The sequence below is a fragment of the Streptomyces telluris genome (assembly GCF_024519335.1).
GTDB classification, from domain to species: Bacteria; Actinomycetota; Actinomycetes; order Streptomycetales; family Streptomycetaceae; genus Streptomyces; species Streptomyces telluris.
Genome location: NZ_JANIID010000048.1, coordinates 1 through 13,140 on the forward strand (window position 1 = coordinate 1; position 13,140 = coordinate 13,140).

Annotated in this window: 8 protein-coding genes; 4 read left to right on the plus strand and 4 right to left on the minus strand. The window is 74.6% G+C overall.

What is annotated here, in order from left to right; genetic code table 11:
- Positions 1-175: 175 nt before the first annotated feature.
- Genes NQU55_RS33185 through NQU55_RS33195 form a run of 3 tightly spaced genes read left to right on the plus strand, consistent with a single transcriptional unit; the run spans position 176 to position 5,438 of the window.
- Complete coding sequence (locus NQU55_RS33185) at positions 176-1,459, plus strand: glycosyltransferase family 87 protein (protein WP_256791696.1); 1,284 nt, start codon at positions 176-178, stop codon at positions 1,457-1,459.
- A 2-nt stretch (positions 1,460-1,461) separates the two neighbouring features.
- Positions 1,462-4,299, plus strand: a complete 2,838-nt coding sequence (locus NQU55_RS33190; RefSeq protein ID WP_256791697.1) for a CDP-glycerol glycerophosphotransferase family protein — start codon at positions 1,462-1,464, stop codon at positions 4,297-4,299.
- Complete coding sequence (locus NQU55_RS33195; protein ID WP_256791699.1) at positions 4,296-5,438, plus strand: glycosyltransferase; 1,143 nt, start codon at positions 4,296-4,298, stop codon at positions 5,436-5,438. Before NQU55_RS33190 ends, NQU55_RS33195 begins: the two co-directional genes overlap by 4 nt.
- A gap of 105 nt (positions 5,439-5,543) precedes the next feature.
- Here NQU55_RS33195 and NQU55_RS33200 read toward each other — a convergent pair whose 3' ends face one another.
- Entirely contained in the window at positions 5,544-7,154 is a 1,611-nt protein-coding gene (locus NQU55_RS33200; protein WP_256791700.1) for a glycosyltransferase, read from the minus strand.
- Between the two features lie 616 nt (positions 7,155-7,770).
- Here NQU55_RS33200 and NQU55_RS33205 point away from each other — a divergent pair.
- Positions 7,771-9,246 carry a glycosyltransferase family 39 protein gene (locus NQU55_RS33205; protein ID WP_168095306.1) on the plus strand — a complete coding sequence of 492 codons (1,476 nt, stop codon included), beginning with the start codon at positions 7,771-7,773 and terminating at the stop codon, positions 9,244-9,246.
- Positions 9,247-9,294: 48 nt separating this feature from the next.
- Here the strand turns inward: NQU55_RS33205 and NQU55_RS33210 are convergent, their stop codons facing one another.
- The 3 genes from NQU55_RS33210 to NQU55_RS33220 form a co-directional block, all read right to left on the minus strand.
- A complete protein-coding gene (locus NQU55_RS33210; RefSeq protein ID WP_168095305.1) occupies positions 9,295-10,176 on the minus strand; it encodes a carbohydrate ABC transporter permease in 882 nt (293 codons plus the stop codon).
- A 73-nt stretch (positions 10,177-10,249) separates the two neighbouring features.
- A complete protein-coding gene (locus tag NQU55_RS33215) occupies positions 10,250-11,746 on the minus strand; it encodes an ABC transporter permease subunit (protein ID WP_372504859.1) in 1,497 nt (498 codons plus the stop codon).
- Positions 11,747-11,761: 15 nt separating this feature from the next.
- The gene (locus NQU55_RS33220; protein ID WP_168096062.1) at positions 11,762-13,135 is read right to left on the minus strand and encodes an ABC transporter substrate-binding protein; all 1,374 of its coding nucleotides are present in this window, start codon (positions 13,133-13,135) and stop codon (positions 11,762-11,764) included.
- Positions 13,136-13,140 lie beyond the last annotated feature (5 nt).

Consider the following 13,140-nt stretch of genomic DNA (forward strand, 5'->3'; position numbering starts at 1 on the left):
CCCGCCGCTACTTCGCCCCGGCCGCCTCCCGGGCCGAGCGGCTCGGCATCCTCAAGGAGTACCGCGTGCGCTGGGTCCTGCAGAAGAACGGCGGGCCGGGCCTGGACCGGGACGATCCGGCCCTGCGCCGGACCGTCCGGGGCCCGGCCGGCTTCCTCCTCGCCGAGGTCGCGCCGTGAGCGCCGTGAGCGCCGCGGGGGCCGCGAGCCGGCCCGACGCGCTCGGGCGGTGGCTGCGCGGACGGGCCCCGTGGCCGGTACTGCTCGCGGCCCTGCTGGTGCTCGCCCTGGACGTCGTGCGCGTGGTGCAGGGGCCGCGGATGCCCGGGATAGACAACGCGGTGGTCGTACGGGCGGCGCGGGCGCTGCTCGACGGCGGCTCGCCGTACGCGGACAAACGGTTCCTCTATCTGCCGGGCGCGGTGTTCGCCGCGGTCCCCGAGACCGTGTTCGGCAACGAAGCGCTGGCCAGGGCGGTGCCCGTCGTCACCGCGCTGCTCGTTCTCGCCGGGGTCGTCCTGGCCCTGCGGATCTTCGGGGTGCGGGCCGACAGCCGGCTCGCGGCGGGCGTCGTCGCGGCGCTCGGCGTCTTCGAGCCCTTCCACGGCGTCGTCTACCTCGGCAACTGGACGGCCCTGTCGGCCGTCGCCTTTCCCGCCGCCCTGCTGCTCGCCCGCCACGGGCGCTGGTGCGCGGCCGGGGCGGTGGTGGGGGCGGCCATAGCGCTGAAGCCGATGCTCGTGCCGCTGCTGCTGCTGTTCGTGCTCGCCCGGCGGTGGCGGGCGCTGGCCTGGGCCGTGGGCGTTCCCGCGGCCGTGTCGCTGGCGGCGGCCCTGGCCATGCCGCGGCCCGGGCTGTTCTTCACCCGGACGCTGCCGTTCCTGCTGCACGGGCAGGACGCGTACGCCCGCCCGTTCGACGCCGCGTGGCCGTCCGTGCTGCCCCGGCTCGGCGTGCCGCAGCCCCTGGCCCTCACCCTCGCGGCCGGCGCGGCGGTCGCGGTGCTGCTGTGCGCCCGCCTGCGGTGGCGGGCCGACGGCGATCCGGCGCTGCGGCTGGTGGAGTGCGCGTCGCTGCTGATGCTCGCGGCCTTCCTGGTGTCACGGCCGTCGTTCCAGCACTACATGCTGGTGGTGCTGCCCTCGCTCGCCGCGTCGCTGGTGGTGCGCGCCGCCGCGGCGCGGTCGGTGTGGCTGTGGCTGCCGCTGCTGCCCGAGGTCGCCGGGGTCTCGTGGCCGCAACTGGAGACGGCCCGCAGGCACGCCTTCCGCGATGTCGTGCTGATCACCGGGGTGACCGCGGCCCTGGCCCTGCACGCCTGGCGCACCCGCTCGGACCCCTCGGGGGAGGTGACTGTCAGTGCTCGCGTCTACGCTTTGAGTAATCGCGAATCCGTCCGCGCGGATGGCGGGCCGCCCGAGCGTGCCCGCGATGCGCCGGACCGCACCGAGACGAGGTGACCGTGACCGCCGCACATCCCGCCCCCGGCCCCGATGTCAGCGTCGTCGTGATCGTCCACAACGACGCCGACCGCCTGCCGCGCGCCGTGCGGTCGGTCCTCGCGCAGTCCCTGCGCAACCTCGAAGTGATCATCGTCGACGACTGCTCGACGGACGGCACCTTCGCGGCCGCCGAGCGCCTCACCACCACCGATCCCCGCGTGCGGCTCATCCGGCTGCCCGTCAACAGCGGCGGCTGCGGCGCCCCGCGCAACGCCGGCATCGACGCGGCCCGCGCCCCCCACCTCATGTTCCTCGACAGCGACGACGAACTGCCGTACCACGCCTGCAAGTCCCTGCTGCTCACCGCCGAGGAGACCGGCGCCGACCTCGTCACCGGCGAGGTCACCCGCCTCTTCGAGGAGTCCGGCACCACCGGCCTGTGGTACCCCGAGCTCTTCGGGGACGTGCGCCTGGTCCACGGCATCCGCTCCGCCCCCGAGTTCTTCCTCGACCACCTCTCCACCAACAAGCTCTACCGCGCGGACTTCCTCGCCCGCCACGGCCTCCGCTTCCCGGAGGACATGCACTACGAGGACCAGCTCTTCACCGCCCGCGCCCTCACCCTCGCCCGCACCTTCGCCGTCGTCCCCTGGCCCGTCTACACCTGGCGGCTCGCCGCCGACCCCGCCACGCTCTCCATCTCCTCCAGCCGCCACAAGCTGCGCAACGCCGTCGACCGCATCAAGGCCGCCCGGCTCATCGACGCCTTCCTCGAGGAGTCCGGCAACGCCGCCCTGCGGCCCGCCAAGGACGAGAAGTTCCTCCGCCACGACTTCCGCCTCTACCTCGGCGACCTCCCCTTCCGCGACCCCGAGTGGATCGCCGGCTTCGCCGCCGCCGTCACCCCCTACCTCGCGGAGATCGCCCCCGAGGCCCTCGCCGCCATGCCCCGCGAACAGCAGATCTGCCAGTTCCTGCTGTGCGCCGGGCGGTACGCGGACGCCGCCGAGTGCGCGCGCACCCTCGACCGGCCCCGGCTGGCCCCGCGTCACGTCGTCCGCGAAGCCGGCCGCACCTACTGGGGCCTGTCCCTGCCGCTGAACGCCGAGGAGGCCGCCGGCCTCGACATCACCGCCTGGCGCCTGGACGACCAGCCCTTCACCGCCGGCCCCCTGCGCCACGAAGTGGCCGAAGTCGTCCCCGACGGGTCCCTCCTGCGGATCCGGCTGCGCACCTACGACCCCGCCCTGCTGCTCACCGCACCGAGCCCGGTCGGCACCGAGCTGCGCATCGCCACCACCGGCGAGCCGCTGGCCGTGCCCTTCGCGTACGACCCCGCCGCGCCCGGCGAGGACGGCCGCTTCGCCTACCGCACCGCCGAGGCCGTCCTCGACCTGCGCCGCATCCCCGTCGGCCCCAAGGGCTTCCGCGGCCGCAGACACCCCGTCGTCGTCCTCGAACGCCTCGGCCTCACCCGCACCGACCCCCTGCTGGCCCCCGCGGACCTCACCCCGCTGCAGGCGCGGATCCCCCAGCGCGGCCCGCTCGCCGCCCACACCGTGCGCGTGGCCTGCGAGGGGCACGGGGCCGGCCGGCTGGAGCTGTCCTGGGAGCGCGCCGGCGCCCTCGGCCGGGCCGAGGCCGCGGCCGGCCGGCTGGAGCCCGTCCGGCGCGGCGTCCAGCGGCTCACCCGCCGCGTCACGGGCCCCCGCATCAAGGCCCTCACCTACCACGAGCTGCAGAAACTGCCCGTGGACGAGGGCCTCGTCGTCTTCGAGGCCCTGGAGGGCCGCGGCTACGCGGACAGCCCCCGCGCCCTCCACGAGGAGCTGCAGCGCCGCGACCTGCCCCTGCACGCCGTCTGGTCCTACTCCGGCAACCGCTCCTCCTACCCCGAGGGGCTCCCGCTGGTCCGCCGCGGCAGCTGGGAGTACGTCCACGCCCTCGCCCGCGCCCGCTACTGGGTGGACTCCCACGGCTTCCCCACGCTCTACGGCAAGCGCCCCGCCACCCGCTATCTGCAGACCTGGCACGGACAGGCGTTCAAGCACATGGGCTTCGACGTGCCCGAGCTGCGGCTGGCCAACCCCGAGCGGCGCCGGCGCCACCGCGAGACGATCGCCCGCTGGGACGCCCTCATCGCCCCCAGCGAGGAGTTCGAGCGCACGTTCGTCCGCGCCAACGGCTACACGGGCGAGCTCCTGCGCACCGGCCTGCCCCGCAACGACGACCTCGTCCGCTGGGACGACCCCGCCCGCCGCGAGCGCGCCGCCGCCACCCGCGAACGCCTGCAGATCCCCGACGGCCGCCGCGTCCTGCTCTACGCCCCCACCTTCCGCGACGGCGCGCGCGGCAGCGGCGAGTCCGTCCGGGCCGACCTGGCCGAGCTCGTGCGCTACCTCGGCGAGGAGTGGACGGTCGTCGTCCGGCCGCACTACTACGAGCGGTACACCGTCCCCCGCGAGCTCGGCCACGCCGTGCGCGACGGACGCGACTTCGCCGACCTCAACGACCTCCTGCTCGCCTCCGACGCCCTCCTCACGGACTACTCGTCCCTGATGTTCGACTACGCCAACCTCGGCCGTCCCATCCTCTTCTTCACCGACGACTACGAGCACTACCGCGCCACCGCCCGCGGCACCTACTACGACCTGCCCGACATCGCGCCCGGCCCGATGCTCACCACGACCGACCAGCTCATCGCCGCCCTGCGGGACCTGAAGGCGGTGCAGGAGGAGTGGGCCGACGCCTACGCCCGCTTCCGGGAGCGGTTCAACCCCTACGAGACGGGGAAGTCGAGCGAGACCGTGGTGGACCTGTTCTTCGCAAGGGCCCTCGCAGGGGGCGAGGCCCGGTGAAGCGGCGCAACCTCTTCCTCCTCGGGATCGACGTCGACTCCATGGGAGGCTCGCAGCGCGTCCTGCACACGCTCGCCCAGGGCTTCGCCGAGCGCGGCCACCGCGTCGAGCTCATCGGCATCCGCCCCAGCCCGGAGCCCCACGCCTTCCTGGACGCCCCCGCCTACCGCCGCACCACCCTCTACCGCACCCCCGCCCGGCCCGCCTGGCGTGCCGTCTCCTTCGCCGAGCGGCTGAGCCCCGAGCGGCTGCGGGCGGCGCGCGCCGAGCGGCAGGAGCGGGAGCGGGCGCGGGAGCGGCTGGCCCGCCGCTTCGCCGCCGTCCGCGACGGCATGGTCGTCATCGGCTCGCCCTGGGCGGCGGCGTGGCTGCAGGCGGTCGAGTGGTCCCACCTGAAGGGCATCGGGCAGTACCACGAGTCCTTCCACCAGGCGTGCACCTCCGAGAACCTCCAGCTGATCCTGCGCCACTACCCGGCTCTGGAGAAGGCGGTGTTCCTCAGCGAGCCGGACGCCGCCGAGTTCCGGCGCCGCCGGCTGCCCAACGCCACCGTCCTGCCCAACCCCCTGCCCTTCGCCCCCACGGGCCGGGCCTCCCTGGATACCCGGCGCGTCGGCGCGGTCGGCCGCCTGGAGGCCGTCAAACGCCTGGACCGGCTGCTCGACGCCTTCGCCGCGGCCACCGCCGCGCAGCCGGAGTGGGAGCTGCACCTCTTCGGCGACGGCCCGCTGGAGCAGGAGCTGCGCGCCCGGGCCGAAACCCTGGGCATCGCCGGGCGCGTCCACTTCCGCGGCAGCGTGCGGGACATGGCCGCCGCCTACTGCGAGCTCTCCGTGGTCGCCCTCACCAGCGAGCGCGAAGGCCGCCCCATGGCGCTCGCCGAGGCCTCCGCGCTCGGCGTCCCCTGCGTGAGCTTCGACCTGTCGGGCGGCGTCCGCGAGCTGGTCCGCCACGGCCGCACGGGCACGCTCGTGCCTCCCGGCGACACCGGGGCCTTCGCCGACGCGCTCGGAGAGCTCATGGCGGACGACGCCCTCCGCGAGCGTTACGGCTGCGCCGCGCGTGAGCACGTTTCGCCGCTGCAGTTGCCCGCTGTGCTCGACCGGTGGGAGGCGTTGTTCGAGGAAATCGACCGTTAGCCGATGGCAGGGGGGAACATGGGCATGAAGCGCGACTGCGGGTTGTCCGTGGCTGGGCGCGCAGTTCCCCGCGCCCCTTTCGGGGCGCGATGCCGCCCCGGCCTGTCAGCGCCGCGCCACCGCCCACGCGCCGCGCACGCCCGACGCCAGGCGCAGCGCCAGCGAGCCGTTCACCGTGGCGTAGGGCCGGGCCAGCAGGACGCCGTGACGCAGGCTCGGCAGGGCCGCGCGGTGCAGCCCGCCGCCCACGGCCCGGACGGTCGTGCGGAACGCCCCGCCCGCGCACTGCACCCGCACCCGCACGTCCCACGTCTGCGGCGGGGCCGCGCCGTCGCGGCGGTCGCGGCCCGCGAGCACGGACAGGGGCAGGACGACCTTTGCGGTCCACGCCGTGCCCTCGTCCGCCAGCGGCACGGCGCGCCGCAGCACCGGCCCGCCGTCCCTGCGGCGCAGCTCGACCTCCGCGGCCTCCGGCCGGATGGTGGCCAGCCGCCCGTAGAGGTCGTGGACGCGCAGCCGCAGCCGGGCGCGGGCCCGGGCCGCGAGGCGCAGTTCGGCGTCCACGGTCACCGGCAGGTGGTGCGGCGGCACGGCCTCCGGCCCGAGGACGCCGTCCAGCGCGGCCCCGGGCAGGTCGGCCGACCAGACGGGGACGGCGTCGTCCTCCGCGTACGGCGGCAGCAGCCGCGCGGGCCGGGCGGCGAGCTGGGCCAGCCGCCCCAGGTCCCGCGGGGCCTCCGCGGCCAGCACCACCCGGGCGATCCACCGGGCCGGCGGCCGGGCGGCGCTCAGCTCGGCCTCCTCGTAGCCGGCGAGGTAGCCGCGGGTCACGCGCCACCACGCGTGCCGGTATCCGGCGCTGCGCAGGGGCAGTTCGCGCACGTACATCCGCAGGTCGTGGTCGAGGAACTTCACCCGGGCGGCGCGGGCGAGAGGCTTGCTGCCCGCGTCGAGGAAGACGTCGACGCTGCGCCGGTGGGCGGCCACGCGCGCCTGCCAGTTGGCGATGCGCTCGCGGTCCAGGGACATCGAGGGCGCGGCGGCGTCGCGCCGCACGTGCCAGACGTAGACGGTGTCGGTGACGGTCGCCACGCGCGGCGCGGCCGCCATGACGCGGGCCGTGAAGACGAAGTCCTCGTAGAGGAAGCGGCCTTCGGGGAAGGCGATGCCGTGCTCGGCGAGGAAGTCCCGCGCGTAGAGCTTGTTGACGCACAGGGTGTCGCGCAGGAGCGCCGGGCGGGCCTCGGGGCTGCTGTGCACGGCGGCCCGCCGGTAGAGGGCGGGCTGCCAGCCGGTGTCGCGCCGCTGGGGGAGTTCGCGGCGCACGCACAGGCCGGCCGCCACGGGGGCGCGGTGGCGCAGGGCGGCGGCGAGGAGGGCGTCGACGGCGCCCTCGGGGAGGGTGTCGTCGCTGTCGAGGAATATCACGTACGGGGCGGTGGCGGCCCGTACGCCGTCGTTGCGGGGGGTGCCGCAGCCGCCGCTGTTGGCCGCGCGGTGGATGACGCGCAGGCGCGGGTCGCCGTCGGCCAGCTCGTCGAGGATCGCGGCGGTGCCGTCGGTGGAGGCGTCGTCGACGGCGATGACCTCGGCGACGGCAGGCCCCTGGGCGAGTGCGGAGCGGACGGCGTCGCGGATGTGGCCGGCGTCGTTGAACCCGATGACGATGACGCCGACCTGCGCGGTGGGCAAGGTTCCGCTCTCGTTCACTGTCACGAAAGACAGTTTTACCGATGAATATGTATAAAGCGGGGCATTGGGAATTCCGGGTGTGGCCGGGTCTCCGGCGGGGGCCCGGCCGGGGCAGGGAGGGGCAGTGGCCGTGGGAGTGACGGGGTCGGCGGGGCCGACTGGACCGGCGGGACCGGCCGGGCAGGCCGGGCCGGCGGAGCGCGCGGAGGCGGGGCGGGAGCCGGGCGGGCCTGCCGGGAGCGGTGCGGGGGTGCCGTCGCCCGGCAAGCGGGGCAGCGGCCTGTCGGACGGCATGTCGGACGGACCGTCCGCCAAGCCGTCCGACGCGCCGTCCGGTAATCGGCGCGGTGGCCTCTCCGGCGGCCGGTCCGATGCTTCTCCCGGCGGCCGGTCCGATGGTTCCTCCAGTGGTCCGTCCGGCGGTTCCTCCGGCAGCCCGTCCGGCAGCCCGTCCGGTGGTCCGTCCGCCCCGTCTGCGCCCGCCGCCGCGGGCGCTCCGCCCCGCCGGTGGGCCGGGCTGCGCGGCCTGCTGCTGATCCCTCGTCAGGCGGAGCCCGCCGCCGGGCCCCGCGCCGCCGACCCTCCTCGCCCCGACCGCCCCCGCCCCCTTCGGCGCCCCACCCGTGCCGCCGTCCTCGCAGTGTCCGCCCCTGCCGCCGTCATGCTCGTCCTCGGTCTGTGGGGGCTGGACCGCGGGACGATGTGGCGGGACGAGAGTGCCACCTTCCAGGTGGCCCGCCGGTCCCTGCCGGAGCTGTGGCACGTGCTCGGCACGATCGACGCCGTGCACGGCGTGTACTACGCGCTGATGCACGCCGTCCTCGCCGTGCGCCCCGACGAGATCGCGCTGCGGCTGCCGTCCGTCGCCGCGTCCGCCGCCACCGCCGCGCTCGTCGGCGCCCTGGGCTGCCGGCTGGCCCGGCCCCGCGTCGGCCTGTGGGCCGGGCTGCTCTACGCCGTCACCCCGTTCGTCAGCCACTACGCGCAGGAGGGCCGCTCGTACGCCCTCGTCGCCACGGGGGCCGCGCTCGCCACCTGGCTGCTGGTCCGCGCGGCCGAGTGCGGCTCGTACGGGCGGTGGGCCGGCTACGGGGCGGTGGCCGCCGGCACGGCGCTCCTGCACGAGTTCGCGGTGCTGCTCCTCGCCGCCCACGCCGTGACCCTGCTCCTCTCCCGGGTGCCCCTGCGCACCTGGCGTCGCTGGGGGTGCGCCGCGGCCGCCGCCTGCCTGTCGCTGATACCGCTGGTGATCGTCTCCCGGGGGCAGAGCGCCCAGGTCTCCTGGATCCGCACCCCGGGCCGCCCCGAGGCCGAGGCGCTCGTGAAGGCGTTCGCCGGCCCCGGGCAACCCGTCCTGGGTGCCGTGCTCCTCCTGGCCGCGGTCGCGCTCCTCGCCCCCGCGCGCGGGTGGCGGCGGACGCTGTCGCCCTCCTCGCCGGGCCGCGGGGCCCTCGGCCTCACCGCGGTCGCCCTGCCCTGGGCCCTCGTCCCGCCCGTCCTGCTCTACGCCGCCGCCCAGTACCAGCCGCTCTTCCTCGACCGCTACCTGCTGTTCTGCCTGGCGGGCATGCCCCTGCTCGCCGCGGCCGGAGCCGACCGGCTCCTGGGGCTCGTCCCGTGGCGGCGGACCGTGACGGCCGCCGGCGCCGTGGCCGTCCTGGCCGCCTTCGTGGTGCAGCTGCCGCTGCAGGAGCGCGAGCGCCTGCCCACCAGCCGGGGCGACGAGCTGGCCCCGGTCGCCGCGGCGGCCGCGCGGCGGGCGAGTCCGGGGGACGCGGTGCTGTTCCTGCCGCTGTACGAGCGCCGCGTGGCCCTCGCCTATCCGCGTGACTTCACCGGCCTGCGCGATCTCACCCTCAAGCGCTCACCGGCCGCCTCCGGCACGCTCTTCGGCGACGAGGTCACCACCGCCGTGCTGCGCGACCGGCTGGCCCGGCTGCCGTCCGGAAGCCGGGTGTGGGTGGTGGGGGACACCAACACCGTTGGCACCCGCTGGTTCCGCGCGCAGCGGGAGGAGCACGCGAAGACGACCGCCCTGGAGGAGTTCTGCCGTGAGGAGCGGGAAGCGGCGGTGTTCGTCCGCGGCGGCTCCGTAGCGCTGTACATACGCCGTTAGGACGGCAGGAAGCGGGGGAAAGACGGGCCCCGCCGCCCGGGGGTGCCGTTACTTCACCGCCCCCGCCATCACCCCGCTCACGAACTGCCGCTGGAAGGCGAAGAAGACCGCGAGCGGCACGGCCATCGAGAGGAAGGCTCCCGAGGCGAGGATGTCGATGTTGTCGCCGAACTGGCGCACCTGCTGCTGCAGGGCGACCGTGACCGGCGGGTGCCCGCTGTCCGCGAAGATCAGCGCGATCAGCATGTCGTTCCACACCCACAGGAACTGGAAGATCCCCAGCGAGGCGATGGCCGGCCCGCCCAGCGGCAGCACCACCCGCAGGAACAGCCGCAGTTCGCCCGCCCCGTCCAGCCGGGCGGCCTCCAGTAGCTCGCGGGGGATCTCCGCGAAGAAGTTCCGCAGCAGGAAGACGGCGAAGGGCAGTCCGAAGGCGGTGTGGAAGAGCACCACGCCCGGCGTGCTCTCGAAGATGCCGAGGGTGTTGAAGAGCTTGGCGACGGGGATCAGCGCCACCTGCACCGGCACCACCAGCAGCCCCACCACCGCCATGAACCACCAGTCCCGGCCCGGGAAGTCGAGCCAGGCGAAGGCGTATCCGGCGAACGCGCCGATGAGGATCACCAGCGCCGTCGCCGGCACGGTGATCAGGGCGGTGGTGCCGAGGGACTCCATCACCGTGTCGTTGCCGAAGAGGTTGCTGTAGCCCTGTGTGGTCAGCTGCGCCGGGTGGGAGAAGACCTCCCACCAGCCCGACGCCGCGATGTCTCTCTTGTCCCGCAGCGAGGACAGGAGCAGCCCCACCGTCGGCGTCAGCCAGAACAGCCCGACCACGACGAGGAAGACCCGCATCACCCCGCCGCCCAGCCGCCCGGCGATCCGCGCGGGAAGCGACTGCTCGGCCCGTACGCCCGTGTCCACCGTGGTCATCGCTGCCGCCCCCTCGTGGTCATCGGCGTCGCCCCCGCAAGCGCTACGGCAGCAGTTCCCGTCAGCGCCCCCCTCATCGCCGGCGCTCCCTTCGGATCCGCCGGAGGTTGACGTACATCACCGGCAGGACGAGCACGAGCAGGAAGACCGCGATCGCGCTGCCCACGCCCTGGTTGACGTCCGTGCCGAAGGACGACTGGTACAGCTGCAGGGCCAGCACGTTCGCCTTGTCGAGGCTCGCGCCCGGCGCGATGATGTAGACGAGGTCGAAGATCTTCAGCACGTTGATCATCAGCGTGATCAGCACGACCGCGAGCACCGGAGCCAGCAGCGGCACCGTCACCCTCCGGAAGACCTGCCACTCGTTCGCGCCGTCCACGCGCGCCGCCTCCAGCAGCTCCCGCGGTACGCTCGCGAGCCCCGCCGCGATCAGCACCATGGCGAAGCCCGCCCACATCCAGATGTACGCCCCGATGATGGCCGGGGTGACGAGCGAGGGGCCCAGCCAGTCGACGCCGTTGTAGGGCGCGGCGAAGTTCGAGGCGGGCAGGCGCAGCAGGGCGCCGTCGGCCGCGGCGGGCAGGGTGAAGGTGCCGTCGGCGCCCGAGGTGGCCGAGGCGACGGTCCGGCCGTCCTTGACCGCCTCCACCGTCACGCCCTCCAGGGCCTTCTCGCCCGGGTCGATCCGGCCCGGCGTGCCCCCGCCGCCGCGCGTGAAGTCCCGCCAGACCGTTCCGGTGACCTTCCCGGCGACGTCCCGCGCGGGAACGGCGTCCTTCGCGCCCTTCATGTCCGCGGGCTTCGCGCCCACCAGCGGAAGCGCGGTCGCGCCGCCGGCCTTCACCACCGCCTTGGTCGTGAACGCCCCGCGGCTCTCCGCCAGCAGCCCGTCGTCCCTGGGGTGCGCGCCCGGGAAGGGCGCGGGCGGCGAGAAGGTGTCGTGGACGCCCACCCACACCGCGTTCGCGACACCGCGGTCGGGGTTCTGCTCGTAGACCAGCCGGAAGATGATGCCCGAGGCCAGCATCGAGATCGCCATCGGCATGAAGACGACGAGCTTGAACGCCGTGCCCCAGCGAACCCGTTCGGTGAGCACCGCGAAGACCAGGCCCAGGGCGGTGGCCACCGACGGTGCGACGACCACCCAGATGACGTTGTTCTTCAGGGCCGTGCGGATGCGGTCGTCGGTGAAGACCTCCTGGTAGTTGTCCACGCCCACGAAGCCGTTGCCGCTCGCGTCGAAGAGGCTGCGCCAGACGGAGTAGCCGATGGGGTAGACGACGAGCGCGCCGAGCAGGACCAGCGCGGGCAGCAGGAACAGGCCGGCCACCCAGAGCCGGGTGCCCGCCACGCTCCGGGACTTCTTCGGCGAAGGGCCCGCCGAGGGGCCTGCCGAAAGGCCCGCCGGGGAGCTCGTGGAGGGGCCCACAGGGCTCTGGCCCGGGCTCTGGCTCTGGCTCGGGCCCGGGTCCGGGTTGGGGCTCGGGCCCGGGTCCGAGCTCGTGGAGGAATTGCCGGAAGGGCGGGGCGGCCCGGAGGCCGCGTCGCCGCCCGCGTTCGCGGTCGACATGGTGCGGGGCTCCCGTCAGCTCTTGAACGCCTTGGCCGCGTCGGACTCCAGCCGCTGCTGGGTGCCCGCCACGTCGCCGGGGTTCTTCAGGAAATCCTGGAGGTGCTTCCACTCGCCCTGGCCCGGCTTGCCGCCGAAGGAGGCGGGGGCCAGGTCGGACATGTCGAAGCGGAAGTCGTCGCCCGCGGCGACCACGGCCCTGGCGATGGAGCGGAGCACGTCGTCGGGATAGGCGTCGAGGGCGAGGTTCCTGTTGGCGGAGAGGAATCCGCCCTGCCCGGCCCACACCCGCGCCGCGTCGGCCGAGGCGAGGAACGTCAGCAGCGCCTGCGCGGCCGGGCCGTCCTTCAGCGCCACGCCCACGTCGCCGCCGGTCACCACCGGCGCCTTCGCCCCGACCGCGGGGAAGGGGAAGACCTTGGCCTCCTTGCCGATCCTCGCCCCGGCCCCGGTGACGTTGGCCGCCGCGAAGTCGCCCTCGAAGACCATGGCGGCCTTCGGCTCCTCCCCGCCGGTGAACGTCTGGGTGACCGAGGTGGGGAACTGCGTCTGGATCGCCCCCGCGTTGCCGTCAGCCAGCAGGCCCCTCCCGCCGAAGAGCCGGCCGAGCGCCGTCAGGGCGTCCTTCACGGACGGGTCCGTCCACGGGATCCGGTGCTGCGCCAGCTGGTCGTACTTCTCCGGGCCCGCCTGGGAGAGGTAGACGTTCTCGAACCAGTCGGTGAGCGTCCAGCCGTCCGCCCCGCCCACCGAGACCGGCGGGATGCCGTAGTCCGCGATCAGCTGCGCGGTGCTCAGGAACTCCGGCCAGGTCTTCGGCTCCTTCGCCCCGGCCCCGCCGAAGACCTTCGTGTTGTACCAGACCAGGGACTTGTTGCTGACCTTGAAGTAGACGCCGTAGCGCTTGCCCCCGGACGAGCCGAGGTCCTGCCACCCCTTGGTGAAGTTCTTGTCCAGCTCGGCCGACGCCTCGCCGCCGAGCGGCTTGAGCCAGCCCTTCTGTGCGAACTCCCGCAGCGCCCCGGGCTGTTGCAGCATGGCCACGTCCGGCGGGTCGCCGCCCGCGATCTTCGAGCCGACGAAGGCGGACATGTCGTCGCCGCTGGGTACGTAGGCCACCTGGGCGCCCGTGCGCCGGGAGAACTCCTCCAGGACCTTGGTGAAGCCCTTCTGCTCGGCGCCCGTCCAGACCGCCGTCACCTTGAGCTTCTGCCCGTTCAGCCTGGGCAGTTGCACGGTGTGCCGGATCACGTCCGACGTCGGTCTGCCGTCGTCCGGCGCGCCGCCGCCGTCGTTGCTGCACCCGGCGGCCGACAGGGCGAGGGTCCCGGCCGCGAGGAGCGCCAGAGCGCTGCGCGCCCCCCGCACCGAACGAAGCGAAGTCCGCATTGCCG

Bases quoted from the DNA above. Each gene is read 5' to 3' on its own strand.
- NQU55_RS33210 (WP_168095305.1), bottom strand. From the start codon at position 10,176: ATGACCACGGTGGACACGGGCGTACGGGCCGAGCAGTCGCTTCCCGCG.
- NQU55_RS33215 (WP_372504859.1), bottom strand. From the start codon at position 11,746: ATGTCGACCGCGAACGCGGGCGGCGACGCGGCCTCCGGGCCGCCCCGC.
- NQU55_RS33220 (WP_168096062.1), bottom strand. From the start codon at position 13,135: ATGCGGACTTCGCTTCGTTCGGTGCGGGGGGCGCGCAGCGCTCTGGCG.